Annotated in this window: 24 protein-coding genes; 9 read left to right on the plus strand and 15 right to left on the minus strand. The window is 62.3% G+C overall.

Annotated elements, in window-relative coordinates; translation table 11 throughout:
• Positions 1–133: 133 nt before the first annotated feature.
• Both BUS06_RS33100 and BUS06_RS33105 read left to right on the plus strand, forming a co-directional pair.
• The gene (locus tag BUS06_RS33100; RefSeq protein WP_074268492.1) at positions 134–859 is read left to right on the plus strand and encodes a pirin family protein; all 726 of its coding nucleotides are present in this window, start codon (positions 134–136) and stop codon (positions 857–859) included.
• Between the two features lie 217 nt (positions 860–1,076).
• Positions 1,077–1,256, plus strand: coding sequence for a hypothetical protein (locus BUS06_RS33105; protein WP_367946975.1), 180 nt, complete (start codon positions 1,077–1,079; stop codon positions 1,254–1,256).
• Positions 1,257–1,303: 47 nt separating this feature from the next.
• On the opposite strand, the gene motB is transcribed toward BUS06_RS33105, so the two are convergent.
• The 5 genes from motB to ahpC all read right to left on the minus strand — a co-directional run bounded on the left by motB (position 1,304) and on the right by ahpC (position 7,439).
• Complete coding sequence (gene motB / locus BUS06_RS33110) at positions 1,304–2,281, minus strand: flagellar motor protein MotB (RefSeq protein ID WP_074268494.1); 978 nt, start codon at positions 2,279–2,281, stop codon at positions 1,304–1,306.
• Positions 2,282–2,302: 21 nt separating this feature from the next.
• Complete coding sequence (motA, locus tag BUS06_RS33115; protein WP_074268495.1) at positions 2,303–3,172, minus strand: flagellar motor stator protein MotA; 870 nt, start codon at positions 3,170–3,172, stop codon at positions 2,303–2,305.
• Between the two features lie 399 nt (positions 3,173–3,571).
• The gene (locus tag BUS06_RS33120; RefSeq protein ID WP_074268496.1) at positions 3,572–4,738 is read right to left on the minus strand and encodes an alkane 1-monooxygenase; all 1,167 of its coding nucleotides are present in this window, start codon (positions 4,736–4,738) and stop codon (positions 3,572–3,574) included.
• Positions 4,739–5,108: 370 nt separating this feature from the next.
• Positions 5,109–6,704, minus strand: coding sequence for an alkyl hydroperoxide reductase subunit F (ahpF, locus tag BUS06_RS33125; protein ID WP_074268497.1), 1,596 nt, complete (start codon positions 6,702–6,704; stop codon positions 5,109–5,111).
• Positions 6,705–6,875: 171 nt separating this feature from the next.
• Positions 6,876–7,439: an alkyl hydroperoxide reductase subunit C gene (gene ahpC, locus BUS06_RS33130; RefSeq protein WP_074268498.1), complete on the minus strand. Its 564-nt coding sequence runs from the start codon at positions 7,437–7,439 to the stop codon at positions 6,876–6,878.
• 204 nt (positions 7,440–7,643) lie between these two features.
• On the opposite strand from ahpC, the gene BUS06_RS33135 reads away from it, so the two are divergent.
• The 3 genes from BUS06_RS33135 (at position 7,644) to leuA (ending at position 11,911) form a co-directional block, all read left to right on the plus strand.
• A complete protein-coding gene (locus BUS06_RS33135) occupies positions 7,644–9,074 on the plus strand; it encodes an MFS transporter (protein ID WP_074269456.1) in 1,431 nt (476 codons plus the stop codon).
• A 186-nt stretch (positions 9,075–9,260) separates the two neighbouring features.
• Positions 9,261–9,878, plus strand: coding sequence for a cation diffusion facilitator family transporter (locus BUS06_RS33140; protein ID WP_254369033.1), 618 nt, complete (start codon positions 9,261–9,263; stop codon positions 9,876–9,878).
• 296 nt (positions 9,879–10,174) lie between these two features.
• Complete coding sequence (gene leuA, locus BUS06_RS33145) at positions 10,175–11,911, plus strand: 2-isopropylmalate synthase (protein WP_074268500.1); 1,737 nt, start codon at positions 10,175–10,177, stop codon at positions 11,909–11,911.
• A gap of 36 nt (positions 11,912–11,947) precedes the next feature.
• Here the strand turns inward: leuA and BUS06_RS33150 are convergent, their stop codons facing one another.
• The 3 genes from BUS06_RS33150 to BUS06_RS33160 all read right to left on the minus strand — a co-directional run bounded on the left by BUS06_RS33150 (position 11,948) and on the right by BUS06_RS33160 (position 15,391).
• On the minus strand, positions 11,948–12,937 hold the full coding sequence (locus tag BUS06_RS33150; protein ID WP_074268501.1) for a 2OG-Fe(II) oxygenase: 990 nt from the start codon (positions 12,935–12,937) through the stop codon (positions 11,948–11,950).
• Positions 12,938–13,112: 175 nt separating this feature from the next.
• Positions 13,113–13,592: a nuclear transport factor 2 family protein gene (locus BUS06_RS33155; RefSeq protein WP_074269457.1), complete on the minus strand. Its 480-nt coding sequence runs from the start codon at positions 13,590–13,592 to the stop codon at positions 13,113–13,115.
• A 173-nt stretch (positions 13,593–13,765) separates the two neighbouring features.
• Positions 13,766–15,391 (minus strand): MFS transporter, encoded by a 1,626-nt coding sequence (locus BUS06_RS33160; protein ID WP_083611713.1) that lies wholly within the window; start codon positions 15,389–15,391, stop codon positions 13,766–13,768.
• Between the two features lie 255 nt (positions 15,392–15,646).
• Here BUS06_RS33160 and BUS06_RS33165 point away from each other — a divergent pair, with 255 nt between their 5' ends.
• Together BUS06_RS33165 and BUS06_RS33170 are read left to right on the plus strand one after the other, a co-directional pair.
• Positions 15,647–16,240, plus strand: a complete 594-nt coding sequence (locus tag BUS06_RS33165; protein WP_254369034.1) for a hypothetical protein — start codon at positions 15,647–15,649, stop codon at positions 16,238–16,240.
• 145 nt (positions 16,241–16,385) lie between these two features.
• Positions 16,386–17,741 carry a DUF2325 domain-containing protein gene (locus BUS06_RS33170; RefSeq protein WP_074268502.1) on the plus strand — a complete coding sequence of 452 codons (1,356 nt, stop codon included), beginning with the start codon at positions 16,386–16,388 and terminating at the stop codon, positions 17,739–17,741.
• A gap of 63 nt (positions 17,742–17,804) precedes the next feature.
• On the opposite strand, the gene BUS06_RS33175 is transcribed toward BUS06_RS33170, so the two are convergent.
• From BUS06_RS33175 to BUS06_RS33185, 3 genes are all read right to left on the minus strand, one after another.
• Positions 17,805–18,128 (minus strand): winged helix-turn-helix domain-containing protein, encoded by a 324-nt coding sequence (locus tag BUS06_RS33175; RefSeq protein ID WP_074269460.1) that lies wholly within the window; start codon positions 18,126–18,128, stop codon positions 17,805–17,807.
• A gap of 261 nt (positions 18,129–18,389) precedes the next feature.
• Entirely contained in the window at positions 18,390–18,995 is a 606-nt protein-coding gene (locus tag BUS06_RS33180) for a nitrogen fixation protein NifQ (protein WP_074268503.1), read from the minus strand.
• A complete protein-coding gene (locus BUS06_RS33185) occupies positions 18,995–19,489 on the minus strand; it encodes a molybdopterin-dependent oxidoreductase (RefSeq protein WP_143787694.1) in 495 nt (164 codons plus the stop codon). Before BUS06_RS33185 ends, BUS06_RS33180 begins: the two co-directional genes overlap by 1 nt.
• Positions 19,490–19,748: 259 nt before the next feature.
• Here BUS06_RS33185 and BUS06_RS33190 point away from each other — a divergent pair, with 259 nt between their 5' ends.
• Both BUS06_RS33190 and BUS06_RS33195 read left to right on the plus strand, forming a co-directional pair.
• Positions 19,749–20,624 (plus strand): extracellular solute-binding protein, encoded by an 876-nt coding sequence (locus BUS06_RS33190; protein WP_074268504.1) that lies wholly within the window; start codon positions 19,749–19,751, stop codon positions 20,622–20,624.
• 7 nt (positions 20,625–20,631) lie between these two features.
• Complete coding sequence (locus BUS06_RS33195) at positions 20,632–22,452, plus strand: ABC transporter ATP-binding protein/permease (protein WP_074268505.1); 1,821 nt, start codon at positions 20,632–20,634, stop codon at positions 22,450–22,452.
• Positions 22,453–22,554: 102 nt separating this feature from the next.
• On the opposite strand, the gene BUS06_RS33200 is transcribed toward BUS06_RS33195, so the two are convergent.
• The 4 genes from BUS06_RS33200 to BUS06_RS33215 all read right to left on the minus strand — a co-directional run bounded on the left by BUS06_RS33200 (position 22,555) and on the right by BUS06_RS33215 (position 26,174).
• Positions 22,555–23,742, minus strand: coding sequence for a YncE family protein (locus BUS06_RS33200; RefSeq protein ID WP_074268506.1), 1,188 nt, complete (start codon positions 23,740–23,742; stop codon positions 22,555–22,557).
• Positions 23,743–24,325: 583 nt separating this feature from the next.
• On the minus strand, positions 24,326–24,979 hold the full coding sequence (locus tag BUS06_RS33205) for an FMN-dependent NADH-azoreductase (protein WP_074268507.1): 654 nt from the start codon (positions 24,977–24,979) through the stop codon (positions 24,326–24,328).
• Positions 24,980–24,993: 14 nt separating this feature from the next.
• Entirely contained in the window at positions 24,994–25,449 is a 456-nt protein-coding gene (locus BUS06_RS33210; RefSeq protein ID WP_074268508.1) for a GNAT family N-acetyltransferase, read from the minus strand.
• Positions 25,446–26,174, minus strand: a complete 729-nt coding sequence (locus BUS06_RS33215) for an NAD-dependent epimerase/dehydratase family protein (RefSeq protein WP_074268509.1) — start codon at positions 26,172–26,174, stop codon at positions 25,446–25,448. Before BUS06_RS33215 ends, BUS06_RS33210 begins: the two co-directional genes overlap by 4 nt.
• Positions 26,175–26,180 lie beyond the last annotated feature (6 nt).

Raw genomic sequence — 26,180 nt, forward strand, 5'->3', positions numbered from 1 at the left:
CGCCCCATTGTCAACCATGTCGAGACAGTGTTTCTGATTACGTCACGATTATAAGCACATTGATTGACGTAAACTGCTCTACATGGATCACGGACGACAACCCTCGCCGGATCGCACATCAAGGAGAAAGAACATGCTCGACATCAGACACGCCAATCAACGCGGCCGCGCGGAGCACGGCTGGCTTAGTTCGCGTCATACGTTTTCCTTTGCCAACTATCACGACCCGAAGCAGAACGGCTTTTCGGATCTGCTGGTGATCAACGACGACCGCGTCGCGCCGTCGAAAGGCTTCGGCACGCATCCGCACCGCGACATGGAAATCTTCTCGTACGTGCTGGAGGGTGCGCTGGAACACAAGGACACGATGGGTACCGGCTCGGTGATCGTTCCCGGCGACATCCAGTTGATGAGCGCGGGCACGGGCGTCGCCCATAGCGAGTACAACCACTCGCGTAACGACTCTGTGCACTTCCTGCAGATCTGGATTGCACCGGCGCTCAAGGGCACGCCGCCGCGTTATCAGCAGAGCCGTTTCGGCGAAGCGGAAAAGCGCGGGGCGCTGCGCCTCGTGATCTCGCCGGATGGCGCGAAGGAGTCACTGGTGGTGCAGCAGGACACGCGCGTTTATGCCGGACTGTTCGACGGCGACGAGAGCGCCCGGCTGGAACTGGCGGCTGACCGGTATGCGTATGTCCACGTGGCGCGCGGCAGCGTCGACGTGAACGGTCAGACGCTCGGTGAAGGCGACGGTGCACGGGTCCGCAATGAACAGGTTCTGACGTTCTCACAGGGTCACGACGCCGAAGTACTGGTGTTCGATCTGCGTAACATCGAGATGTCGGAACTCTGGTCCTGAGCGCCGCGCGGCGAACGCACGAATTGCATCCGTTATTACCTGCTGTTCCCGTCATGGCGGCATATTTGACTGAACTACGATGGCTCTGTGGCTTCCATGAAGCTACGTCCAGTACGTGGGCCTGATCGTGTCAATATGCCGCCGCCTGACGGGAAGAGTTGATCGATACGGGGATGCAGTCTGCACGCCGCTTGATAAAGGATCGGCCGTGGATATCATGAAAATTGCCAGAGCAGCGGGTTTGCAGATTCTGCTCGATGCTCGGATTGGCCGTGAAACCTATCACAGCGTGAGTGGATCGCTGCTTTCGTTGCAGCGCTTCGCAGAGGCGGTTTGCGCCGCTCAGGCGGATGAGTTTGCGCAGCAGCAGGAAGCGTCGGCAGCACACGAAGCATAAACAGCCAGGGTGGCGATCTCGCATCGCCGCCCTGGGTTTTAGACGCATTACGGCGCGCTGATCTTGCCGGTTTGTTCCTTTGTCAGCGCTGCGGGCAACACCCCGCTCGCGGCCGCTGCTTCGTCGACCGTGGTGCGGCCACCGTCGCGGAAAAACGCCTGCACCGCAGCGTTGTTCAACACGAGAATGCTGATGCGGCGGTTGGTCGGTTCGTCGGCGACGTTTCTGTCCAACGGCAACACGTCAGCCAGTCCGCGCACCTGCAACAGTTTGTCCTCCCTTAAGCCCCCTGCCACCAGCGCGCGCCTTGCGGCGTTGGCGCGGTCGCTGGAAAGCTCCCAGTTCGAATAGCCGGCGGTGCCGCCCGAGTAAGGCACGGCGTCTGTATGGCCGGCAATCGACACGCGATTGTCCACATCGTTGAGCGACGCGCCGATCTGCTGCAGGATCGTCAGCGCGTAGTCCTCCAGTTTCGAACTACCCGAGGCGAACATCGGCCGCTTCAGCGAATCGACGATCTCGATACGCAAACCTTCGTCGGTGATCGACAGACGAATCTGCTCCTTGTAGGCGCGCAACGATGGCGTCTGCTCGATCAACGCACCGATTTTCGCCTTGAGCTGCGCAAGCCGCTGCGCATCCATCTGCATGGCGGGCGGGCTGACCGTAGGCGGGGCGGGCTGGACCTGACTCTTGTGCGCCACGCCCGGCCGGCTGTCCGAGGCGTCGCGTCCGCCGCCTTGCACCACGCTCGGCCGCGCCGCACCGGTGCCTTCCTTGCCGCCCAGCAAGGTGGAAAGCGGCGTGTTGAAGTAATCCTCGATGCCCTCTTTGTCGTACTGCGAGGTCGAGCCCAGCAGCCACATCAGCAGAAAAAACGCCATCATGGCCGTCACGAAGTCGGCATAGGCGATCTTCCATGCACCACCATGATGGGCCTCGTGTGCCGCACCCTTGCGCAGACGCCGCACCACGATGGGCGCCGACGCTTCCCCCGCGCTACCGCCCGACCGGTTCTCAGCCATGACTCGTCTCCCTCATCCTGGTCAGGCCGCCTTCGGCATTTTGGTGGCGCGCACCGCGTCTTCGAGCTCCTTGAAGCTCGGCCGGTCCGCGGTAAACAGCACCTTGCGGCCGAACTCCACCGCAACGGGCGGCGCGTAGCCGCTCATCGAGGCGAGCAGCACGGCCTTGACGCACTGAAACGGTTTGGCGGCGGCGCGACCCTTCGCGTTGAGCAGGTCGGCGAGCGGCCCGATGAATCCGTACGCGAGCAGAATGCCAAGGAAAGTGCCCACCAGCGCACCGGCGATCATCTCGCCAAGCACCGCGGGTGCGGCTCCCACCGAGCCCATCGTATGCACCACGCCCATCACCGCGGCGACAATCCCGAACGCCGGCAGCCCATCGGCCATCTTCTGGATCGCATTGGCCGCGACGGAGGCCTCCGCGTGATGCGTCTCCAGTTCCTCGTCCATCAGGTCCTGCATTTCGAGCGCGTTCACGTTGCCGCTCGACATCATGCGCAGATAGTCGACGATAAAGTCGAGCAGATGATGGTCCTGCAGAACATGCGAATACTTCTGGAACAGCGCACTTTGTTCGGGCGCCTCGACATCCGCCTCGAGGGACATCATGCCTTCCTTGCGTGCCTTCTGGAGCAGTTCAAACAGCAGCGCGATCAGTTCGAGATATTTCTCTTTCGTATAACCGCCGCCCTTGAAGCAGGTAGGCAAACTCTTGAGCGTCTTTCTCAGCGTCGTGACCGGATTGCTGACGACAAACGCCCCTATCGCCGCACCGAAAATACACAGGAGTTCGAATGGTTGAACCAGGGCAGGAAGATGTCCTCCTACGCCGATAAAACTACCGATCACCGACCCCAACACCAATACCCATCCGATCGCAACAAACATGGCCTCTCCGTTTCAAACGCGGATTTAAACTGCTGCACTTCCACGCCGGACCAGTTCGTTCAGCGTAGCGGTGCCCCTCTCGATAATCCGCACCGGAGCAGGCGCGCGTGGCTGCGCCTCTCCGGAGAGATTCTATGTTCTTGATTGGTGCAAACCTGATTGACCTGCGCCGAGTGCAGGTAACGGCGCATCCCTGGTTTGCTTGAACCCGGATTCCCCGCCGCACGGGGAAATGTTCCACCCGGTTAATAGCTCTGTTTTCGGCAGCGCAGCGAATTTCTTAAGCGATAAATTTATCGATCGCGTCCAGGCCTTGTGCGGCTTTGGTCTCTTTTTTTTATCGGTAAATATGGCCTTTATGGCGCAAACGTTTGATGTTCGCGAATGGCGAATCAAACATCAACTCGTAACCGCTCCGGAAAATTCTGCCAGCACGCGTTCGCGTATTGCGGGCTTGATATTGGAGTGCTCCATATTGCCGCGATAATGCGCGACCACACGCGGATTCATCACGCGGAACCACAGCGGCGGCACATAAGCCACCATGATCATCGTCGCGTAACCGGACGGTAATTGCGGCGCACCTTCGAAGTGACGCAGTGCCTGAAACGAGCGCGTCGGATTGGCGTGATGATCCGCATGGCGTTGCAATTGGTAAAGAAACAGGTTGGTGACGACGCGATTGCTGTTCCATGAATGCTCAGGGCGGCAGCGTTCGTATTTGCCGTTCGGCAACTGCTTGCGGCCTAATCCATAGTGCTCGAGATAATTGACCACTTCGAGCAGCGAGGCGCCGTATATTGCCTGGATCAGCAGGAACGGAATCACGACCTTGCCGAATAGAACAATCATCGCACCCCATAGCACCACGGTCATCGCCCATGCATGCAATACCTCGTTGCGCCAGCTCCACGGCGAATGATCGCTGCGCGTGAGCCGCTCTTTTTCGAGCCGCCACGCCGATGCGATGCTGCCGAACACCGTGCGCGGCAGGAACGCCCAGAAGGACTCGCCATAGCGTGCGCTGGCGGGATCGGGCGGCGTCGCCACCCGCACGTGATGGCCGCGGTTGTGTTCGACGAAGAAGTGTCCATAGGCGACTGGCGCCAGCGTGACCTTCGCCAGCCAGCGCTCGAAGTGGTCGGTCTTGTGACCGAGTTCGTGAGCAGTATTGATCGATGCGCCGGTCGCCGAACCGAGCGAGAGCGCAAACCCCAGGTAGTCGTACCAGGCGAGCACATGGGTTCCGACGATCCACACTGCGCCGAAGAACGAGACGTATTCGATGAAGGTCGCGAGGTAGACGATGCGCCGGTAATAGCGCTCGCGCTCGAGCACGGGCGCCACTTCCTCAGGCGGATTGCTGGGGTCGTCGCCGATCGCGTAGTCGAGCACCGGGATAATGCCGAACACAAAGATCGGACCAAACCACCAGAAGATATGCCAGCCCGTGAGCAGCGCAAGAGTGGCCGCGTGCAGCGGCAACGTGATGGTCAGCGCACCGAGCAGCCAAAGGTAGCGCTTGCCGTCGACCCAACGCGCGGGCGCCGTTTGCGAAGAGGCCATCTCTGTCTCCTTTTATGTTGCCCTTCGTCCTTAAGCCCACTCGGACGCGTTGAAATGCGCACGGTTGGCTGCCGCGAAAGGTCTGCTCCGATTCACAGATTTATATGGTGAGACGAGCCACTTCGCCAAGAATTGAATCCAGGCGGCGAGCTCCAAACAAAGCAGCGCGGGCCGCGCCCGTGAGGGCCTGCGTCAATCGTGTGAATGAAACGGGTGTATAGATGCCCCGAAGGAGCTCAAGCGCCACCGGCTTCGATGCGGGAACCGAAAACAATGAAGCCCGCACAAAGGCGGGCTTCATTGCAAGGCAACAACTGGCAGCTGGCTTTCGTCAGTCCAATCAGGACCGCCTGCCGCTCACGAAGAAAACTTAGGCCTCCGCAAGCGCCGCAGCGTCCTCGACTTCCGCTTCGTCATCCGCGCTATTGCGAATCAGGTGATCGAAGGCGGAGAGCGATGCTTTCGCGCCCTCGCCCACGGCGATGACGATCTGTTTGAACGGCACCGTCGTCACGTCGCCAGCCGCGAACACGCCCGGCACCGACGTCGCGCCGCGCGCATCGACGACGATCTCGCCATGCTTCGACAGTTCGACTGTGCCCTTCAACCATTCGGTGTTCGGCACGAGACCGATCTGTACGAACACGCCTTCCAGCTCGACCTGCTTCGCTTCACCCGAGCGCAGATCCTTGTAGACGAGCCCGTTGACCTTCTTGCCGTCGCCGGTGATCTCGGTGGTCTGCGCCTGCGTCACGATCGTCACGTTAGCGAGGCTGCGCAGCTTGCGTTGCAGCACTTCATCAGCCCGCAGTTGCGCGCCGAATTCGATCAGCGTGACTTCGCGCACGAGGCCGGCCAGATCGATTGCCGCTTCCACGCCCGAGTTGCCGCCGCCGATCACCGCGACGCGCTTGCCCTTGAACAGCGGGCCATCGCAGTGCGGGCAGTAAGCCACGCCATGATTGCGATATTCGCGCTCGCCCGGCACGTTGATTTCGCGCCAGCGCGCACCGGTGGCGAGCACGATCGTCTTCGCCTTCAGCACCGCGCCGCTCGCCAGACGCACTTCGTTGATGCGGCCCGGAACCAGTGCTTCAGCACGCTGCACGTCCATGATGTCCACTTCATAGCTCTTCACGTGCTGTTCGAGCGCCGTGGCAAACTTCGGTCCTTCGGTCTCCTGAACGGAGACGAAATTTTCAATCGCGAGCGTGTCGAGCACCTGGCCGCCGAAGCGTTCCGCAACCACGCCCGTCTTGATGCCCTTGCGTGCCGAGTAAATCGCCGCCGCAGCGCCCGCGGGGCCGCCACCGACGATCAGCACATCGAACACCGGCTTCTTCGCCAGTTCCTTGGCCGCACGCGCACCTGCGCCGGTATCGAGTTTGGCGAGAATTTCCTTTACGCCGCTACGACCCTGGCCGAACACTTCGCCGTTCAGGAACATCGTCGGCACGGCCATGATCTGGCGTGCTTCCACTTCGTTCGGGAACACCCCGCCGTCAATCGCCACGTGGCGGATGCGCGGGTTGATCAGCGCCATCACGTTCAGCGCCTGCACGACTTCCGGGCAGTTCTGGCAGGTCAGCGAAAAATACGTTTCAAACTGATAGTCGCCGTCGAGTTCGCGGATCTGTTCGATCACCGCGTCGTCGAGCTTGACCGGGTGGCCGCCCACCTGCAGCAGCGCCAGCACCAGCGACGTAAATTCATGTCCCATCGGGATGCCGGCAAAGCGGATGCCCGTGTCCTTACCCGGCTCGCCGATCGAGAACGAAGGCTTGCGCTCCGCGTCGCCGCGTCGCTCGATCACGCTGACGCGCGCCGACAGCGTCGCGATGTCGTTCAGCAGTGCGAGCAGTTCCTGCGATTTGGCGCTGTCGTCGAGCGAGGCCACGATCTCGATCGGCCGGCTGACCTTTTCCAGGTACGATTTCAACTGAGTCTTGAGATTGGCATCCAGCATGGCTATTCGAATTCCGTGACGAGGGTTGGGCTCCGGGCGCCACCCACATTGCGTGGCGAGGAGCCGTGCGGGCCGTATGCACATGAAGCTGCATTGCGCGTGATACGGTCCGCACGGAGAAACGCCAGCGAGTGGCGTGTACTGCGATGAGGCTGAGCCAAGCGGGAGCGCTTAGATCTTGCCGACCAGGTCGAGCGACGGGGTCAGCGTTTCAGCGCCCGGCGTCCACTTGGCGGGGCACACTTCACCCGGATGCGCTGCAATGTATTGCGCAGCCTGCACCTTGCGCAGCAGCTCGCCGGCATCACGGCCAATGCCGTTGTCGTGGATTTCGCACAGCTTGATCTCGCCTTCCGGGTTGATCACGAAGGTGCCGCGCAGCGCCAGGCCTTCTTCTTCGATCAGCACGTCGAAGTTGCGCGAGATGGCCAGTGTCGGATCGGCGATCATCGGATACTTGATCTTCTGGATCGTGTCCGACGTGTCGTGCCATGCCTTGTGGGTAAAGTGCGTATCGGTCGACACGCTGTAGATCTCGACGCCGAGCTTCTGGAATTCGGCATAACGATCGGCCAGGTCGCCCAGTTCGGTCGGGCAAACAAACGTGAAGTCAGCCGGGTAGAACACGACGACCGACCACTTGCCCTTCAGGGTTTCGTCGGTAACGGTCTGGAAGTCGCCATTGTGGTAAGCGGTTGCCTTGAAAGGTTTGATCTGGCTGTTGATGATCGGCATCTGATGCGTCCTCTTTTGGTACGTGGTTGAGAAAGTGATGACAGTATGTCTGGATCCACTTAATAGAAAAAGTTGATTGTTTAAATCGTCATCATTGGATTTGACTATTTCTCCTTCCAGGAGAAATCCCGGCCCCGGATGCCGGCTTTGGCCGTCTTCGGCAATACTTCTACTTTTCCACTTTTTCCTCGCAAACGGACCGCGATGACCGACACCCAGAAACGCCCCGGCTTCATCGGCTGGTTGCCCTATATCGTCGCGGCGACCTTCTTCATGGAGTATCTGGACACCACGGTGATCGCCACCGCCCTGCCGCAGATGGCGCGTTCGTTCGGCGTGGGTCCGAACAGCCTCAGCCTCGGCATGACGGCCTACATGCTGGCGCTGGCGATTTTCATCCCGGTAAGCGGCTGGGTTGCCGATCGGTGCGGCTCGCGCACGGTCTTCTTTAGCGCGATCGGCGTGTTTACGGTCGCGTCGGTGTTGTGCGGGATGTCGCAAAACGTGACGGAATTCACCGCCGCGCGTCTGTTGCAAGGGATGGGCGGCGCGATGATGGTCCCGGTCGGCCGGCTGATCGTGGTGCGCAGCACCGAGAAAAGCCGCCTGATGCAGGCCATCTCGACCATTACGTGGCCGGCGATCGTCGCGCCGGTGGTCGGGCCGCCGATCGGCGGCTTCATCACCACCTACGCGAACTGGCGCTGGATCTTTCTGCTGAACGTGCCGTTCGGCATCGCGGTGATGGCGGCAGTGGTCGCACTGGTGCCCAACCTGAAAGGCAGCGAGCGCCGCCCGCTCGATCTCGTCGGCCTGCTGCTGAGCGGCGCCACCCTTACTTCGATCCTGTACGGCGCCGAACTCGCCAGCCAGCCCGGCGAAAATCCGTGGATAGCAGGCGCCCTCGTGGCAGCGGGTCTGGTGATCGGGTTCGTGGCATTCCGGCATGCACAGCGCCATCCGCATCCGCTGATCGACGTCTCGACGCTCAGGATTCCCACTTTCTCGGTGACGGTGATAACCGGTTCGTTCACACGTATCGGCATCGGCGCTGTGCCGTATCTGATGCCGCTGCTGTTCCAGATCGGCTTCGGTCTGTCCGCGTTCAAGTCGGGGCTATTGCTGCTGGCGAGCGCGCTCGGCAACCTGGGTATGAAGGCGTTGACCACGCGCATCCTGCAGCGCTATGGCTTCCGGATGGTGTCGATCGTCGACGTCGCCGCAGCCGGCGTCTTCATTATCGCCTGCGGCCTGCTGACGCCACAGGCGCCGCTCGCCTGGGTGCTGATCGTGATATTCGGATATGGCGTGGCGCGCTCGATGCAGTTCACGACGCTCGCCACCCTCGCCTACGCAGACGTCGCCCAGCCGCAGATGAGCGCGGCCAGCACGCTGTGGAGCGCGGCGGCGCAAATGACCATCGGCCTGGGCATTGCCTTCGGCGCGGTGGCGTTGCGCGGTGCCGCCGTGTTCAACGGCGAGACCTCAGGGCATGTTTTTACGCTCGATGACTTCCGCATCGCCTTTCTCTGCGCCGGATTGGTGACGCTCGCATCGGTGTGGGGTTACTGGCAGCTGGAACACAACGCGGGGCAGAGCGTCGGCGGAGGCTCGCGGCGCCAGGACGCTTCCTGAGCGTGATCAATGGCGTGGACGTAAGCCAGGCAGAAGCCTGCCACCGCGCCCCACCTGTCACATCCCCGCAACGTTGGACGGTTAGTTTGCTTGCACTACTCGAAATCACTCGAAACCGTCCTCCCAATGACATCGCCGTCAGAGCGTCCCCGACAGTCACGCGGCAGTTCCTTCAAGGCCGCTTATATGAGTGCGGTGTTGAACGCCGTGCTGATGGCCATGCAGATTGTCATTGGCCTGTTCGCGCATTCCGACGGCCTGGTGGCTGACGGTATCCATACGCTCAGCGATCTCGCCGCCGACGGCGTCGTCATCGCCGTGCTGTTTCTCGGCGCGGCTGCGGCCTCCGGCCGGCGTGCTCCCAACAGCGACGGCGGCTTCCATGCATCGCTCGCGACGCTAGTCATCGGCGTGCTGCTGATCGGCACCGCCGGCGAGATGCTGTGGCATAGCATCGGACCCGCCACGATTCTCACTGTTAGCACCAGCGTGCGTGCGAGCGCGCTGGTGGTCGCGGTCTTCGTCATGTTCGCCAAGGAAGCGCTGTTCCGCTATATGCGGTCGGTGGCTCAACGAACACATTCTGGCGTTCTGCTTGCCAGTGCCTGGCACGCCAGACTCGACGCGGTATCGGCGCTGGTTGCCATGATGGGCATTCTCGGCAGCATGGCCGGCCTGCCGATGCTCGATCACGTCGCGGCCGGTGTGATCGGCCTGATGATCCTGCGCATGGGTTACAACAACTGCTGGTCGGCGCTGAAGGACCTGGCCGCCCGGCCGCTCGGCAACACTGCCGGCCAATGACAGCGACAGGGGCAAGCGCCGATGCCTCGCAAGCAGGCACACGAGCAAACGCCGCTTGACTGGCCCTGCCGTTTGTGATCCTATTACGCCCATGTTCGCCGCACAGACCCTGCTATCCCTCCTACTACTAGCCCGCTCTACCGGGCTAGGTCTGCTGCTACGCGCTTCCCGCATCTAACGCATCTGAAGCGCAGTTAATTCCCAAGTTTTGCTGACCTTGCCCCGGTTGCCCAACCGGCGGCCGTGCTTCGTCCCGTTCCTTTGCGTCTCCCGTTTTTCGAACCCACGAGCCCATCATGCTGAAAAATCCTGCTACCAAGTACCGCCCGTTCACCCCCGTCAACTTGCCGGATCGCACCTGGCCGTCGCGCACCATCACGCGCCCGCCGATCTGGATGAGCACCGACCTGCGCGACGGCAATCAGGCGCTGTTCGAGCCGATGAACGCGCAACGCAAGATGCGCATGTTCAAGACGCTGGTGCAGATTGGCTTCAAGGAAATCGAAGTGGCGTTTCCATCGGCGTCCGAAACCGACTTCAATTTCGTACGCGAACTGATCGAGGGCGGCCACATTCCGGATGACGTCACGATCGAAGTGTTGACCCAGGCGCGCGACGACCTGATCGAGCGCACCTTCGAATCTCTGCGCGGCGTGCCGCGTGCGATCGTGCATCTGTATAACGCCACCGCGCCGGAATTCCGCAAGATCGTATTCGGGCTCGACCGTAACGGTGTCAAGCAACTGGCCGTGAACGCGGCACGCACCATGAAGCGTCTCGTGGATGCCACCCCGGAGACGGCTTTCACGCTGCAGTACAGCCCGGAGACCTTCACCGCCACCGAACTCGATTTCGCCAAGGAAGTGTGCGATGCCGTGTTCGATGTCTGGCAGCCGACGCCCGAGCGCAAAGCCATCGTCAACCTGCCGGCCACGGTGGAAGTCGGCACGCCGAATTTCTACGCGGACCAGATCGAGTGGATGCACCGCAACCTGGCGCGGCGCGACTCGCTGCTGCTTTCGGTTCACCCGCACAACGATCGCGGCACCGCAGTCGCCGCGGCTGAACTGGCCGTCATGGCCGGTGCCGACCGCGTCGAAGGTTGTCTCTTCGGTAATGGTGAGCGCACCGGCAACGTCGACCTCGTGACGCTGGCGATCAATCTTTACACCCAGGGCGTCGACCCGGGACTCGATTTCTCGCACATCAACGAAGTCGCGCGCACCGCCGAGGAATGCACGCAATTGCCGGTGCATCCGCGTCACCCGTATGTCGGCGATCTGGTGTTCACCGCCTTCTCGGGATCGCACCAGGATGCGATCAAGAAAGGCTTCGCCGTGCAGAAGGATGACGCGCTGTGGGAAATGCCTTATCTGCCGATCGACCCGCGCGATCTGGGCCGCACTTACGATTCGATCATCCGGGTCAACAGCCAGTCCGGTAAAGGCGGTATTGCTTACCTGCTCGAACAGACACATGGCGTTGTGCTGCCGCGGCGACTGCAGGTCGACTTCAGCTCGGCCGTCCAGCAACTCACCGACGATAGCGGTCAGGAAGTCACCGCACAGCAGATCTGGGAAGTGTTCCAGGATGAATACGTGCGCGGTGAAACGCCGCTGCGTTACATCGGCCATGCGCTGTCAGAAGACGGCGGGCGCGAGCGCATCAAGCTGACGGTGGAGATAGCCGGTAAGCGCACCGTGCTGGCAGGCGAAGGCAACGGCCCGCTCGACGCGTTGATGCATGCGCTGCGCACCCCTGTGCGGATCCAGCACTACGAAGAACGTGCGCTTACTCAGGGCGCGGACGCGAAGGCAATCGCGATTGCCGAAATGGCCGGTGCGCAGGTAGTGGGCAGCGCGTTCGGCGTGGGCATCGATGCGAATCTGATTACCGCTTCGATCCGCGCCGTAATCAGCGGCATCAATCGTGCGTATGCCCGTTCGGATGCTGATGCGCAAGCGCATTTCTTCGATGCAGTGCTGCGCGAAGTGGCGGACGACGAGCGCAGCAAGGCGCTGCAGGCGGGGTAAAGCAACGGGGGACGGGAAAGCGGGAAAGCGAGTCCCCTAAGCGTACTCGCGCTCCCGCATCCACTTCGTCATGATCCATTTGTCGCCGCCCAACACGGGCGCGCCGCCATGCAAGGTCAGCGGATCGAGTTGCCGCAAGCCGTTCAGATAACGGAAGTACACCGCCCCACCCTGCCTGCCGGTAACCGATAAACCTGCCTCAGGGAAAATGGTCTCGCCACCATCCGGCACGTCGTTGAGATAAACGATTAGCGTCGCCACACGCTGGCCGCCGCGTGCGGTATGCACCGCGCTGCCCGGTTGATCGGGCGGAAAATAGTCGAAATGCGGACGGTATTCGCCGCTGGTGTTGTAATGCAGAATCTGCAGTCCCTCGCCGTTCTCCACCGGCCAGTTCATCACGCTGGAAATCCGCTGGTCGAGACGCTCGATGAGCGCGTCCTCGCCGCGTTGAAACCAGATACCCTCGCTGGTGCGATTGCGGATCACGTCTTCTTGCCCGGTGTCCGGATTGACCGTAGTCGAGCGTTTGAGACGATGCCGCGAACGCTCCATCATCTCGGTGCACTCTTCAGGCGAAAGCACGTCGGCAAAGACGACCACTTGTGGCCGCTCGCAACGCATCACCACCTTCACATCGCGATCGTACGCGCGGATCAGATTGCCGCTTGCCACGGGTAATGCATCGTACTGGTACGTGCCTTGTACCGCTTTGACGAGGCTCGCCTCGGTGCCTGCGGTTGCCACGATGCCGCCCGGTGTTCTTGCCTGATCAGCGCAGCCGAAGGCACTCGGGCCGTTTGTTCCGTTCGATCCGCTTGCCACGCCCACGGCGCCCGCGGCATTAGCCGTTGCGGTGACCACACCGCCAATATTTGCGGAGCTCACCGCGCGCTGCACCGCGCTGCTAGCGGAGAACTGATCGAAACCCGCCCCCATCATGGCTGCGACCATGGAATCCACGGTACAGCCACGCTTCGCATTGGTGGCCAGCCAATCTTCCCAGGCCGCATCCACGACAGGCATAAGTACTCGTCCCTTGGTATTGTTTGTTCGGGTTTATTCGGCGCGCGGGTAGGCGGCGAATTTCCGCTCACACGCAACGCTCGCTCTCAACGAGATACTGCATCAACCCGCCAATCTCACGCAAGTAGGCCAGGTGGACAGGCCATTCGGATCAGGGTCAACGTCGTGCCCGGACTCAGCCGCGCTTGCTCCGATAAGCATCGAGGCCTTTCTTCGCCTGCGCCCGTATTGCCCCTTGCACGAAGGGCGTCCAGCCGAGCAAGGCGCCCTTGAGTCCCAATGCCTGCCGCGACCACCGCCAAAGATCGAAGCTGTCGCGATGCTCGACGATGCGCCCGTCCCTAAACACGAATTGCGCCTGAATCCGGTTCTCCACCTCGCGGCCAGTCTGACTGAAAAGATAACGCGCCACCCAGTGCGCACGACCGGTACGCTCATCTGCGGTGACGGCGTCGAACGTCAGGGAAAAATCCTGGGCCCGCGCGACCAGCATGCGCCACATATCGCGCGCCTGCTCGCCGCGTAACTCGCCGAACACGGGGTCGCTGAAGACCACGTCATCGGCGTAGCATGCGCCCATCGCTTCGGCGTCCTGCTTCTGGAAAGCTTGATAGAAGCGCCCGATCAACTCGCTGTTGGTATTGGGATGACTCATCGTTGGTATTGTTCCCGTAGCAAAGCGGATGGTGCCATCGACCTTCTCCTTATGGCCGGCCTGTCTCAATGTCACGCGCGAACGAACCGCTGCGTTCGTGTCATATTGTGCCATTCAAACCGCCGCCGTCTCCGGCTCCGGGTCTGGGTCATTGCCCTGGGTGAGACGAGCGGCTAGCTGCCAGCCTGGACGTTATGGCCTCGAACCCGACCCGCCGCCGCGCGGCTTGCTCGACCCGCCAGCAAGTACACCGCCAGCGCGATCCCCGCCGCAACCGCAGCAGCAAGATAGAGCGATGATGCAAAACCGCTGGCAAAGCTGGCATGAGCAGCAGCCGCGAGCGGCGCGCTCATCGCCGGCGGCAGGTGTGCGCTCGCCCCAGCCGCATCACCGGCCAATACACGCGACAGAAAGCCCGCGTCGAGTGCGCTTCGGAGCGCGGGAGTCAACTCAGGCCGCGCATAAAACGCGGACTGGGTGCGCGCAGCCAGCACTGCACCGAGCACGCCGACCGACGTCACGATGGCGGTAAAGCGCGTGGTCGTACTGATACCTGATGCCATGCCGGTACGGTTCGGCGGAACGCACGCCATGATGGCCTTTTGCGTGTCGCCGTTAAGAACGCCCGCGCCGAGGCCCGTCACCACCATTCCGATCGCCACCAGGCCATAACGCGCCTCGCCTGCAACCAGAGCAGTCAGAAGATTGCCCGCGCCGATCAAAAGCAAGCCCGTGCTGAGCATCGCCATAGCCGAGAGACGCCGGGACAACACCGCGCCGACATACGGCCCCACCACCATGGCAAGCGCAAACGGCAGCATGCCCACGCCCGCCGCGATGGCCGGTAGCCCAAAGGCGTTCTGCAGATAAAGCGGCAGAAAGGTCATCATGACCTGCGCGCATGCCGCATAGCCAAACATGGCGAGAACCGCGGCCACGAAGCGCGGCTGACGGAACAGCGCAAGGTCCACCATCGCATGTCGACGCACGCGCTGCAGTTGAACGAAGGCCACAAACAGCAGCGCCGCCGCCGATAGTTTCACGCCGGTCGAGCCGCTCGTCCAACCCGCCGACGGTGCCGCGATCAACGCCCAGATAGCCACCGCCAGTCCGACGCCAAACAACAGGCTGCCCGCTACATCGATAGGTCCGGCTTCGGGGTTGCGTGAGTCCTGGATCGCACGCCACGCGCACACAATCAACACCGTGCAGACCGGCAGATTCAGCAGAAAGATCCAGCGCCAGCCGAGCCATTGCGTAATGACGCCACCCACCAGCGGCGCCACGGTCGTCGCCAGTCCCATGCAGGTGCCCCACACCGCCCAGGCACGCACGCGCTCGGGACCCTCATGAAACGTATTGGCGATCACGGCGAGCGCCGCAGTCACCAGCATCGCCGCGCCCACGCCCTTCACGGCGCGGGCAATATTCAGCAGCAATGCCGACGGCGCGAGGCCGCAGCCGAGCGACGCCAGAAAGAACACGGCGAGCCCAAGCAGCAGCATGCGTTTGCGGCCGAACCGGTCGGCCAGGCCGCCCGCCGGAAGCAGACACGCCGCGAAGGCGACCATATAGGCGCTGACGACCCATTCCACATCGGCAAAGCTTGCGTGGAACGAGCGGGCAATGGACGGTAACGAGACCGCGACCACATTGGTATCGAGCACGATCAGCGCGCAGATTGCGGAGGTGGTGCCAAGCACAAAGCCTGCGTTGCGGGGGAGGCCCGCCGGCGCAGGCGAGACCGGCTCATTGGTTGTTTGAGGACGCAGCGCGTCGCGAGTCTGGGACATAGGCATAGGTGGGTCGATAGGTAAATCGATAGCTGGACTAACGCCAAACGGACCCCATCCTAGCCGTGCTGCTATTTCCTGTCATTGCCACAGACTGACAGAATAATTAATCTATTTGGTAATGCAGACGACAACTCGGTCTGCGTCACATCCACTGGATCGCCAAGGTCGCGAGGCATCTTTGCTGCTCGCGGGTGGTCGAGGAACTGGATATCGTCGCGACATTCGTTATATCCTATGGAATACAGCGGTAGGTAACGAATGGCGCGCGTGCTCTGTGGTTCCCAAACTCAACACCCCCGCCAACCCGCTGCACCACAAACCGTAACCGGCAACCTGGAGCCAAGATTGGTGCGCAGTCGATCCACCCTGTCCGAATCGCCGGAACATCCCGGCCGGACCGCGAAGAGCTTTTCAACCACGATCACGGCGTTGAAATCCGCCACCGATCGCGGGCGCGCCGAGTTGATCCGCGATGTCGTCGATGCCTTCAGGCGTCTCTATGGCAGCGTATTGCGCTTCGTACAGATGTTCGCCGACGGCCAGGACAGTTTTCCTGCGGCCGGCAACTCGGGCTCACACTCGTTTAGCCAGCTTCTCGCCATCCTCGGCGAGCAAGGCAAGATGAGCAATTTTGGCCGTCTTGAAGAACTCAGAGCCGCGATCGAGGAAGCCCGTTCGGCTGAGCAACTGCGCGACGCGATTTTCTCCGACGCCCAAAGCAACGACCACGCCGCGCTGCGCAAAGTTGCCGCTGCGCTCGAGCGCCTCGATGCGACCTTCGTCGGCCTGTGCGTCGAACATGTGCTGGAGCAGCACGCCCGGGCGTCTTTAGTCGTGTCGTCGGCAGGCTGATAGGGTGCCCTGCAGCCGACCCGTCAAACGCCCACCGTTATATTCGATGGTATATTTCGCTAGAGAAACTGAAGGTGGCGGACTCGACATTATCCGGTGAACTTCGCCGGCGAGCCCTGACACCGGAACCGGATTCGAGGTCATCATGCAAGCTCCCCCGTTTCGCCTCGCCCGAACCGCCGACGCAAACCGTGCCGACGACGGCGCCGGCGCTCGCCTGCGCGTGGCCGACGCCTGCTGCGCGCCGCCGTCGCCCGGGCAGCTCGCCACCTCGAAGCGGCGCACAAAGCTGACCGAACTGGACCCGCATCTGCATTGCTCCGTGATCGGCACCTGCCTCACGACGCACGAATTGCGCAAGCTGGTACCCAAGTTCACCGATCTCGACCGTCAGCACGCGAGCGACCTCGAGATTCACCATGCCGCGGTCGAACTCGCGATTGCGGGCGGCGCAGGCAGCAAGGCGCTCCACAAGGCGCTCGACGAACGCTATGCCGGCGCACTCCGGCGCTTCGATCAGGCGCGCGACGAAGAGGCATTGCTCGCGCTCTGGAACGAGTCGCTCAAGAACGGCGACATTCCGCCCGCCTACTGGGCACTGATGACCCATCCGTACGCAACGATGCCGGTGCGCCAGGCGGCTTTCGGCGAACTGCACATGCTGTCGCATCTGGTTGGCGCGGCCAATCGTGCGGATATTCGCCGGCTGGTGGTGCTCGAAGAGGAAAACGCCGCGCTTCGCGACAAGGTGGAACGGCAACAGAACCGCCTGCACGAGATCAGCACGCAGCGGGACGCAACAGTCGCGCAGCTAAGCGAACAGGTTGTCAAACTAGGCGCGCAAGCACGCCCCCAACTACCCGTCGACATCGCTAGTCTCGCGGAAAAAGTGAAAGCGCTGGAGGAGAAGCTTGCCGAAGCGAACGAGCGTCTCGCGCTGCACACCAGCCGCCGGGAAGCCGCGGAACAGCGCGCGCTGCAGGAACAAGGAACGGCCGAGGCGCTACGCGAGAGCCGCGATCAGGCGCTGGCGTTGCTAAAGGCCGTGCAGTCAGAATGTCACGCGCTCGAGCGGGCCACGCTCGACGCGCTCGATGAACCGGACGCGCGTCGCGCGAGACTTGCCGGCATACATGGCAAACGCGTGGTGTACGTGGGCGGACGGCCCGGCTCGAATTCGGCGCTCAAGGCGCTGGTGAGCTCCGCGGGTGGCGAACTCGTCGTGCACGACGGTGGGGTGGAAGATCGCAAGGGTCTGCTCGCCGCGGCATTGCCGGGCGCCGACCTCGTGGTGTTTCCGGTGGATTGCATCGATCACGATTCGATGAACATGCTCAAGCGCGTGTGCGAGCGTCATCAGGTGGACTACCACCCGCTGCGAACGGCGAGCGTTGCCAGTTTTATCGACCTGATTACGCGTCTGCATACCGACCGCGGTGACCTGCAAAGCGCGGCACCGAACTCACGCCCGCCTTCGGCGTTTTGCCTGCGGCATGGCTGAAGATGGGTTAGCCGGAGCGTGTTAGCCGGCGCCCCAAGGAAGACTCCACGCCACTTCGGCAATTCAAAGTCGCATCAAGCGGATCAGATCGCCGATCTGCGTGGCGCAGGCCTGTTCGGCTTGCGCTTCGACATCGCGATAGAGGCGCACGATGCTCTCGCCGACCTCGGTGAGGACACAACCGCCGCCGCTTTGGCCGCCCTGCTCTGAAACCGTTGCGGGAGACTTCAGCGACCGGTTCAGCTCGTCGATCAGCAGCCAGGCGCGCCGGTATGACATATCGAGGCTGCGCGCCGCGGCCGAGATCGAGCCGTGTTCGCGCACCGCTTCAAGCAGTTCGACTTTGCCCGGTCCAAGTGCGACGGTCTCGCCCTTGCGAATGCGCATCCGGAAGCGAACCTCGGGCCGTGCCTTGTTGCGGACCTGGGTGCCGGCCTTGGCGCCGGCTTTGGAGTCAGCCTTGGAGGCCACGCGAGTGCCGGCCCGGCTACCCGCCCTTGTGGCGGCTTTAGCGCCGGGTTTTATACCGGTCGTTTTCGCCGGCATAGAAGGATTTTTAGCAGATTCAGCCATGCGCGAAAGCATACACGAAGCCGATTGCGAAGCGGCATCGGGATAGAGCCGCATCTGTCCAGCCAGGGGATGACCTCAAGACGCGCGAGGAAAGCAAAACCGGTAATCCTCGCAACCGGGACAACCCGGTGCAGGACCGGGCTCCTGTCCAAGCGACAAGGCAAGTTGCTGGGCCAGAAATTTTTTCCAGCGCAGATTCTCCACATTGAGCGCGGCCAGCGACGGGAAATACCGCTCGAGCATCGCCGAGACTTCGTCGCGCCCAGTCAGTCCGAGGTCGCGCCACAGGTGATCGGGTCGCAAGCATGCGTGCGCGATGATCGTTGCGAGACATTGGGCATCGTCGGGCAGCACGGCTGGGCTCGCGTACTGCAGCATCAATGCGCGCATTGCGGTGGCAAATTCGACATGCTCGTGGGTGTCCACTGCTAATGCGGCGACAGCGACCGCTGCGGCAACGCCGGAGAACCGGCTTAAACCGGTCAGATCGGGCGCGACCGGCGTGAACCGGAAGTGACGGCCAATGAGCCCGCTCCACTGTGCCGGAGAGAGGCCTAGCAGCGCCCACTCCCCACGCACTTCGCGGGCAGCGATCAGTTTGGCGAACAGACGGGCATCGAAAGAACGTGGGTCGATCGCCGCCTCGAGCCATTGATGCATCCGCACAGCTTTCCAAACCATTACAACGGACGCAGCAACTGCACATCAATCCGTTTGAGCCGCTTGACGTGTCGCGGCGCCGCCATGATGTCGGCGCCGGAAAACAGGATCGGCGCACCGTCTTCAGCACTCAGCGGTTCACCGTCGCATTCATACGCGATCAGCGCGCTCTCGCCCACCGGCGTGTTGAACAGTTCATGCCACGAGAAGGTCACGGCGTAACCGTCCTGCGCCGCCGCGACGAACACCATCCGCTTGAAATCGCCGGGCGAATCGTTGCGCAGACAGGCCTGCTTGATAAGCGCGGTCAGACTGACACCCCGATAGCGGCCAACGCGGCGAATATAGCGGTTGGTCGTAAAGCAGCGTAGATCGAAAGGCGCGGCCAGCATGCTGTCGTAGCTTCTGAGTTGCTCGAGCGTCAACGACAACGGCTGCAGCACGTGACCGGTCAGCGCGAAAACGCTGGCAAGCGCCTGTTCCGGAAGCTCTACAGTCAGATTCATCGAGTCCATGCTTGCAGATCCTCCGCAACGAATTGGGCCGCGCAGCCAGGCAAAGATGCAGCGATTCGCCGCACGCCGCGTCAAGTGGTTGAAACACCCGAAGCGCAATATTTTCGCATATATTACGCCGCAGGCCGCCCAGCGCGGCAGTTGGCCCCACGGCATACCGGATATATCGCGCGGTCTATGCTCCGCTAGTGGGGGTTTCAATCCACGGCGCGCCGTCGCGTCGTAATATAGCGATCTTCATAACGCTACGGGAAATGGCATGATTCGCAAGCTGCTTGCATCGTTCACGGTAGTCGCCGGCCTGGCGGCCGCCACCCCCAGCTTCGCCCAGGACAACACCGTCAACGTGCTATACGCAGGTTCGCTGGTCAACCTGATGGAGCGCAGCGTCGGCCCCGCCTTCGAGAAATCCACCGGCCTGCAGTTTCGCGGCTACGCGGCGGGCTCGAACAAGATCGCCAATGAAATCAAGGGCAAGCTGCGCCGCGGTGATGTGTTTATCAGCGCGAGTCCCAAGGTCAATCAGAGCCTGATGGGCGCCGATAACGGCGACCACGTGAGCTGGTACGTCAATTTCGCCGAGTCGCCGCTGATGATCGGCTACAACCCGAAGAGCAAGTTCGCCGCCGACTTCAAGACGAAGCGCTGGGACCAGGTGCTGCAGGAGCCGGGTATCCGCATCGGCCGCACGGATCCGAAGCTCGATCCGAAGGGTGCGTTCACGGTCGAGATGATGACCAAGGCCGCGGATCTGTACCATCAACCGGACCTCGTCGAGAAGACGCTCGGTGCGCCGGACAATCCCGAGCAGGTATTGCCTGAGGAAACGCTCGTCGGCCGGCTGCAATCGGGCCAGCTCGACGCCGGCTTCTTCTACTCGACCGAAACGTCGGATCTGAAGATTCCCGCGTTCCAGCCGGCTCCCGAGTTGAAGGCGAAAGCAGCCTACACGCTGACCATCCTGAACGACGCCCCGAACAGCGCAGGCGCCGTGCGTTTTGTCGACTTCCTGCTGAGCGCCGAAGGCCGCGCGTTGCTGAAGCAGCATGGCGTCGATGTGATCAAACCCGCTGTGACCGGCAATGGCCAGGCTATCCCGCCGTCGGTGCAAGCCGTGATCGACGCGGCGCAATAACGTCGCGATGAAGCGCGTCGCGGCCAAGCCGCTTGTCTGGCTGGCTGCGCTGCTGGCCGTCTATCTTTGCGCACCGTTCGTCGCCAGTGTGCCCCAGCTCGGCGCAGCCGACTGGGCCAGCGTCGACTGGCATGCCACGTGGTCGGCGGTGGCGATTTCCGCGGGGAGCGCCAGCGTCGCCGCGCTCGTGATCCTGATCGGCGGGGTGCCGCTGGGTTACTTTCTCGCCCGCTCGAACTCGCGCAAGGCGGCGGTGCTCGGCTTCATCGTGCAATTGCCGCTCGCGCTGCCGCCGCTCACGAGCGGCGTGCTGCTGCTGTTCCTGCTTGGACCGTATAGCTGGGTCGGCAGTCTGACCGGCGGCGCCTTGACCGATTCGTTTACCGGCATCGTGCTCGCGGAGACTTTCGTCGCTGCGCCGTTCCTGATCATCGCTGCCAAGTCCGCATTTGCTGCCGTCGATCCGGTCTTCGACGACGTCGCCGCGACGCTCGGCCATCACGCCGGCAGCCGCTTTTTCCGCGTCACGCTGCCAGTGGCGTGGCCGGCGATTCGCGCGGGTCTTGCGCTGTCGTGGCTGCGGGCGTTCGGTGAATTCGGCGCCACCGTGATGGTGGCGTATCACCCCTATTCGTTGCCGGTCTATACCTATGTGGTATTCGGCGGCCAGGGGCTGCCGGCCATGATGCCGCTCCTCTTGCCCACCTTGACGATTGCGGTTGTATGCGCCGCGCTGTCGCTGTACAGCAGGCGGCAAAACGGCATCGATCCACGAGCGGAAAGCGGCGACGAAGCCGCGCTTCATCCCGTGACTTCAATGCCGGCTGCCGAAGCCGCTCCGCTTCAACTCGCCTTCGAACTGAAACGCCATCTCGGCACGTTCGATCTCGACATTGCATGGACACCGGTGACCCGGCGCCTTGCCGTCATCGGCCCGTCGGGTTCCGGGAAGTCTCTTGCGCTGCGATTGATAGCGGGACTCGAGCGCAACGAGCGCGGCACGGTGCGCCTCGGCACGGCGGAACTGGACGCGTTGCCGCCAGAGCAGCGCCAGATTGGCTATATGCCGCAGGACTACGGTCTGTTCCCGCATATGACGGTGGCCCAACAACTGGCCTTTCCCGTCGATGCCGACGCCGCCAGCGCCCGCTACTGGCTCGAGCATCTGGGTCTTGCCGCGCTGGTTGGGCGGCTGCCGCATCAACTGTCGTTCGGTCAGCGTCAACGTGTGGCACTCGCAAGGGCCTTGACGCGCCACAGCCAGTTGCTGCTGTTCGACGAACCGTTCGCCGCGCTCGACACGCCGCGCCGCCGGCGTTTGCAACAGTCGCTGCGTGCGTTGCAGCGGGAGATTGCGGCGGTGACGGTCATCGTCACACACGATCCCGACGAGGCTGCGCTGCTTGCCGACGAAGTCCTCGTGATCGAGCAGGGACGTGTGCTACAGGCGGGCGCACTCGATGCGGTCTATGAACAGCCGGCGACGATGCGCGTGGCCGAACTGCTCGGTCTGCACAACGTGGGCGAAGGGATCATGCGCGAAGCGGGTGTGCTCGAAATTGGCGACGGCCTTGCGGTGAAAACGAACGAGCGCTCGATCGAAGCGGGCCGGCGGGTGATGTGGCGCGTGTCGTCGCACGCGCTGGTGGCGACGCCCGACGGTCCCCACATTGGCAACGTGGACGCCATCGAACTGCGCCGCGGCGAGCGCTATATCCGCGTGGAGATTGGCGGGGCGTATTTCAATATCGCTAGCGAAGACACACGGTTGCATCAGGGTACGCAGCACCGCTTTGCGATTGCTGCGGCGGGTGTGTCGGTATGGTGATCTTCTGAGAACTCGTTTGCGACGTGATCAACAGGTGATCACGCCGCAATCATAGCGAGACAGTGTCCTGCCTTAACGTGGCTTAACCTGCCTTAACCTGACTTAGCCAGCCGCAGCCGGGCAGAACAGTTCGCCGTGCTTGGCGACATACGCTCGCGCACCACTGCGATCCGAGGCGTCGAACAGCACCACACCACCGTCCGAGACGACCGCCAGCGTCGCGCCGTCCGGTGTGTAGCGCAACGCTTCCGGATTGTTGCCCGTTGCGTAGCCGCCGCTCACCTTGCCGCTATCACGCGCAATAGTCGCCACCGCGCCGTCTTGCGGAAACGACACTGCCAGCGTGCTGCCGTCCGGGCTCAGCGCGAAATGATAAGCCGTCGGCGTGCCGCAAAAATGCAGCGTGTTCGCCGGCTTCAGCGTTTGCGCGTCGTATTCGACAATGCCGTCGCGTGACAGCACCAGCAGATTGCCGCTGTGCGGGTCGATTTGCAGATCAAGCGGGCTGGACGCATCGATGGTGCCGATCAGCTTGCGGTTCACCGTGCTGAATACTTCGACCGTGCCCGCCACGCCGTCGGTCGCGAACAGGCGCTTGCCGTCCGCGGACAGCACCAGACCCACCGGCCGACCGAACGGCTCGTCACGCGCGTCGCCGCCCTTCAGATCGAAGCGGCCGAACGGGCGGCCGTTAGCGGTCTCGAACGCCGAAACCGTATTGGAGACGACATTGAACACATACGCGCGGCGACCATCCGCGGAGAGCACGATATTCTGCGGAAAGCGCTGGGCGCGGACCGTGCGCACGATGCGGCCTTTCTCCAGATCGACGAACACCAGCGAGTCGGGACGCAACGAGGTCACATAAGCACGGCGGCCATTCGCGTCCACGGCAACCCCAACCGCGCCGACGCCGCGGCAGAAGTTATCCTGGCAATCGTCCGAGGTCTTGGCGGGCGCATGGCCGTCGATGGTCTTCGCCACGTTGCGGTTAGCCAGATCGACCACCGCCAGCGTGTTGTCGCCATTGCTGGTTGCGTAAAGCCATTTGCTGTCGGCGCTGATGTCGAGACCCGCCGGCACATTGCCGACCGGAATCACCGTGCCCTTCGCCAGTTCTCCGACCGACGCGGCTGCGGCCTTCGCAGCGGCCTCGCTGGCAGAATCGTTGGTGGTGCTGCAAGCCGCCAGCACGAAACACGCGGCCATCACGGCAGCCAATTGACGCAAACCTGGCAGAGCCAATTGCTCCGTGGCTTCATTATGATTAAAACGATCACGCCAACTCATCGCTACTCCTTGTTTAAAACCCGATCAAATAATCGAATCCTGCATAAGCTGTCTTCATACCTGCATTGGCCACGCGTTAGCCCACTCTGGGCGCACATGCCCATAAAAATATTGCCGCCAGGTCTGACTTTCAGGGATTTCTCAAACACTGCAGGCGGTGGCCGAACTCCGGCGGATTCATACGCCAGTGGCGGCATTCACCCGCATGCGCTGCCATACCTGCGTCCTACAGCCAAATCAGCCCCTGCGCGAAGGCATCCTGCCGATGCGCACCCTTGTCCAGCACGGATTTATCTGAAGCAGAAAGATAACGATTTCACGCCGCCCGATGAATCGTTAAATTTATGTGAATTGCATAAGCATTATGTGCCGCTCATATTCACGAATGAGCGGATTTTAAATGAGCGCGACCGGCCGTGTATAGTATTTGTTCGATTTTCCGGGGTTTAAGCGGGGCGCCCCGCACGTTCGCCGTACGAGATTCACATGCAATTCAAATCGGCGACATAAAGCGGCAGAATTTGCAGATATCGCGTAGCGGGTGGCGTCATATTTCCCGACGCCAGCGTTGAATCGCTCCGCTTTATGTCGCGGCACTCCATGTCGTGCGCTTCCAGTCGGCAGTCGCCGCCTCAATCCACCCGGCGGCGTCCGCATCGGCCTGCGCAAGTGCTGTTTCACCGCGCGAGAGGCCGGTCAAACGCAATACCGACACGTTTCGTAGTCCGATCGTTGCCAGCACATAGCGCAGATAAGGGGTAAGGAAATCCACCTGACCGGTTGCAGTGGGCGGTTCCGGTACAGGACCACCGCAAGCAATCACGATAAACACGGGCCGATCGCGTAGCAGTCCCACCTTCCCTTCGCGCGTGCTGCGAAAGGTTCGGCCAATCCGCACCACATGATCGATCCACGTCTTGAGCGCAGCGGGCACCGTGAAGTTATGCATGGGCGTGTCGATGAGCAGCGTATCGGCACACTCCAACTCATCAATCAGCTTCTCCGAAAGTGATAACGCCTGCGTTTGATCAGCGGTGCGTTGCATTTCAGGAGTCAGCATGGCATCGACGAACGAGCAATCCGGATATGGCAACGGCTGCGCCGCCAGATCGCGCTCGACGATCTGCAGCGGCGGTCCATCCATGGTTTGCAAATGCCCGATAAACTGCCGCCCCACTCTGCGGCTATGCGATGCAAGTCCACGCGGACTCGCACTGATGTGCAACAGAACACTCATTGATACTGTTCCCCTCAAAGCGCGGTATTGAAGCGCAACGCCGTGGCGAGCAGCCCCTGACGGTAATAGAAACGATGGCCGAGTGTATTGGTGAGCGGCGTATCCAGTACCAGCTTTGAGCAACCCAGCGCACGGCCTTCAGCCTTCAGACGATCCATCAGCAACTCGCCGTATCCCGCGCTGCGCGCTGCTGCTTCCGTCACCAGATCGTCCACGTAAAAATGCGGACCGTGGACCAGATTGTCCTGCACCCGAAAACCGGCCAACGCCACCGGCTTTGCGCCTTGCCACAGTGCAAGCAGACGATAACCGACGGCCACCTGACGCCGCCAGCGCTCGAGGAATTCTTCGCAGGATGCGAGGTGCGGCCGCAATTCAAGCATCAATGCGTAGCATGCCGCCGCGTCTTCCGGGTCATCCACGTAGCGGATTTCCAGGTTTGGGTCACGCTGCCCGGGTTCCGTTGTCATTGTCCGCCCCTCCAGTCGGCGCTCCATCCCAGCTCGCGTTTCGCCCTGTCGCAGGCGAGCATGCCGTCGTCTTCGGCAATGTTGTAGATGCCGGTCTTCCCGCGCAACACGGCCAGCTCGGCGGCGCGTGCTGCTGCGTCGACGTGGACGGGAGCGCCGCCCGCCGCCGCATCGAATCCGGTGCCAGGGCCGTAAAGCCGGCCGTAGCGCAGCACGACGGCTTCCAGCGGCGCCTGCAGCACCTGCCGCTCGAGGCTGGCGACGCCACGCAGCGAGACGCCGCGTGGACCGTCGAAGTCACTGTCCAGCGGATCGTCCTCGCTGTGTGGCAACGGGCCAACCGCATAGGCGAAGCCGATACTCTGCGCGACGATGCGCCGGACGTCCGCCGCGACTGCCGCGGCGACCAGGTTGCGTGTGCCTTCATCGCGGATGCGGGCGTTGCGCTGCGACGCCTCGGCCATTCTGGCCGGGTCGAGACCAGGCGGGAGGTCGGTAAGCTGATGCATGACGACCTGGGGCCGAACGGCCTCGAGCGCGGCGCGCAACGCGGCCGCGTCGAACACATCGACGACAACCGGTTCCACCCCCCACTCGCGCAGCATGGGCGCCTTGTCCGACGAGCGCGTGGTGCCCACGACGCGCCAGCCGGCGGCGACGAACAGCGGCGCGACGCGGCGCCCGATCGCCCCGGTCGCACCGGCCAGAAAGAGACAATCGGCCATAGCGGG

Source organism: Paraburkholderia phenazinium (assembly GCF_900141745.1).
Taxonomy (GTDB): domain Bacteria; phylum Pseudomonadota; class Gammaproteobacteria; order Burkholderiales; family Burkholderiaceae; genus Paraburkholderia; species Paraburkholderia phenazinium_B.

Excerpts from the sequence above, each read along its gene's own strand:
- BUS06_RS33170 (WP_074268502.1), top strand. The coding sequence starts at position 16,386 with ATGCAAGCTCCCCCGTTTCGCCTCGCCCGAACCGCCGACGCAAACCGT.
- BUS06_RS33190 (WP_074268504.1), top strand. The coding sequence starts at position 19,749 with ATGATTCGCAAGCTGCTTGCATCGTTCACGGTAGTCGCCGGCCTGGCG.
- BUS06_RS33175 (WP_074269460.1), bottom strand. The coding sequence starts at position 18,128 with ATGCGCATTCGCAAGGGCGAGACCGTCGCACTTGGACCGGGCAAAGTC.
- ahpC (WP_074268498.1), bottom strand. The coding sequence starts at position 7,439 with ATGCCGATCATCAACAGCCAGATCAAACCTTTCAAGGCAACCGCTTAC.
- BUS06_RS33150 (WP_074268501.1), bottom strand. The coding sequence starts at position 12,937 with ATGCCTGTCGTGGATGCGGCCTGGGAAGATTGGCTGGCCACCAATGCG.
- BUS06_RS33160 (WP_083611713.1), bottom strand. The coding sequence starts at position 15,391 with ATGCCTATGTCCCAGACTCGCGACGCGCTGCGTCCTCAAACAACCAAT.
- BUS06_RS33195 (WP_074268505.1), top strand. The coding sequence starts at position 20,632 with ATGAAGCGCGTCGCGGCCAAGCCGCTTGTCTGGCTGGCTGCGCTGCTG.
- BUS06_RS33185 (WP_143787694.1), bottom strand. The coding sequence starts at position 19,489 with ATGGACTCGATGAATCTGACTGTAGAGCTTCCGGAACAGGCGCTTGCC.
- ahpF (WP_074268497.1), bottom strand. The coding sequence starts at position 6,704 with ATGCTGGATGCCAATCTCAAGACTCAGTTGAAATCGTACCTGGAAAAG.
- BUS06_RS33135 (WP_074269456.1), top strand. The coding sequence starts at position 7,644 with ATGACCGACACCCAGAAACGCCCCGGCTTCATCGGCTGGTTGCCCTAT.
- BUS06_RS33120 (WP_074268496.1), bottom strand. The coding sequence starts at position 4,738 with ATGGCCTCTTCGCAAACGGCGCCCGCGCGTTGGGTCGACGGCAAGCGC.
- motB (WP_074268494.1), bottom strand. The coding sequence starts at position 2,281 with ATGGCTGAGAACCGGTCGGGCGGTAGCGCGGGGGAAGCGTCGGCGCCC.
- BUS06_RS33100 (WP_074268492.1), top strand. The coding sequence starts at position 134 with ATGCTCGACATCAGACACGCCAATCAACGCGGCCGCGCGGAGCACGGC.
- motA (WP_074268495.1), bottom strand. The coding sequence starts at position 3,172 with ATGTTTGTTGCGATCGGATGGGTATTGGTGTTGGGGTCGGTGATCGGT.
- BUS06_RS33165 (WP_254369034.1), top strand. The coding sequence starts at position 15,647 with ATGGCGCGCGTGCTCTGTGGTTCCCAAACTCAACACCCCCGCCAACCC.
- BUS06_RS33200 (WP_074268506.1), bottom strand. The coding sequence starts at position 23,742 with ATGAGTTGGCGTGATCGTTTTAATCATAATGAAGCCACGGAGCAATTG.
- leuA (WP_074268500.1), top strand. The coding sequence starts at position 10,175 with ATGCTGAAAAATCCTGCTACCAAGTACCGCCCGTTCACCCCCGTCAAC.
- BUS06_RS33155 (WP_074269457.1), bottom strand. The coding sequence starts at position 13,592 with ATGAGTCATCCCAATACCAACAGCGAGTTGATCGGGCGCTTCTATCAA.
- BUS06_RS33205 (WP_074268507.1), bottom strand. The coding sequence starts at position 24,979 with ATGAGTGTTCTGTTGCACATCAGTGCGAGTCCGCGTGGACTTGCATCG.
- BUS06_RS33140 (WP_254369033.1), top strand. The coding sequence starts at position 9,261 with ATGAGTGCGGTGTTGAACGCCGTGCTGATGGCCATGCAGATTGTCATT.
- BUS06_RS33105 (WP_367946975.1), top strand. The coding sequence starts at position 1,077 with ATGAAAATTGCCAGAGCAGCGGGTTTGCAGATTCTGCTCGATGCTCGG.
- BUS06_RS33210 (WP_074268508.1), bottom strand. The coding sequence starts at position 25,449 with ATGACAACGGAACCCGGGCAGCGTGACCCAAACCTGGAAATCCGCTAC.
- BUS06_RS33215 (WP_074268509.1), bottom strand. The coding sequence starts at position 26,174 with ATGGCCGATTGTCTCTTTCTGGCCGGTGCGACCGGGGCGATCGGGCGC.
- BUS06_RS33180 (WP_074268503.1), bottom strand. The coding sequence starts at position 18,995 with ATGGTTTGGAAAGCTGTGCGGATGCATCAATGGCTCGAGGCGGCGATC.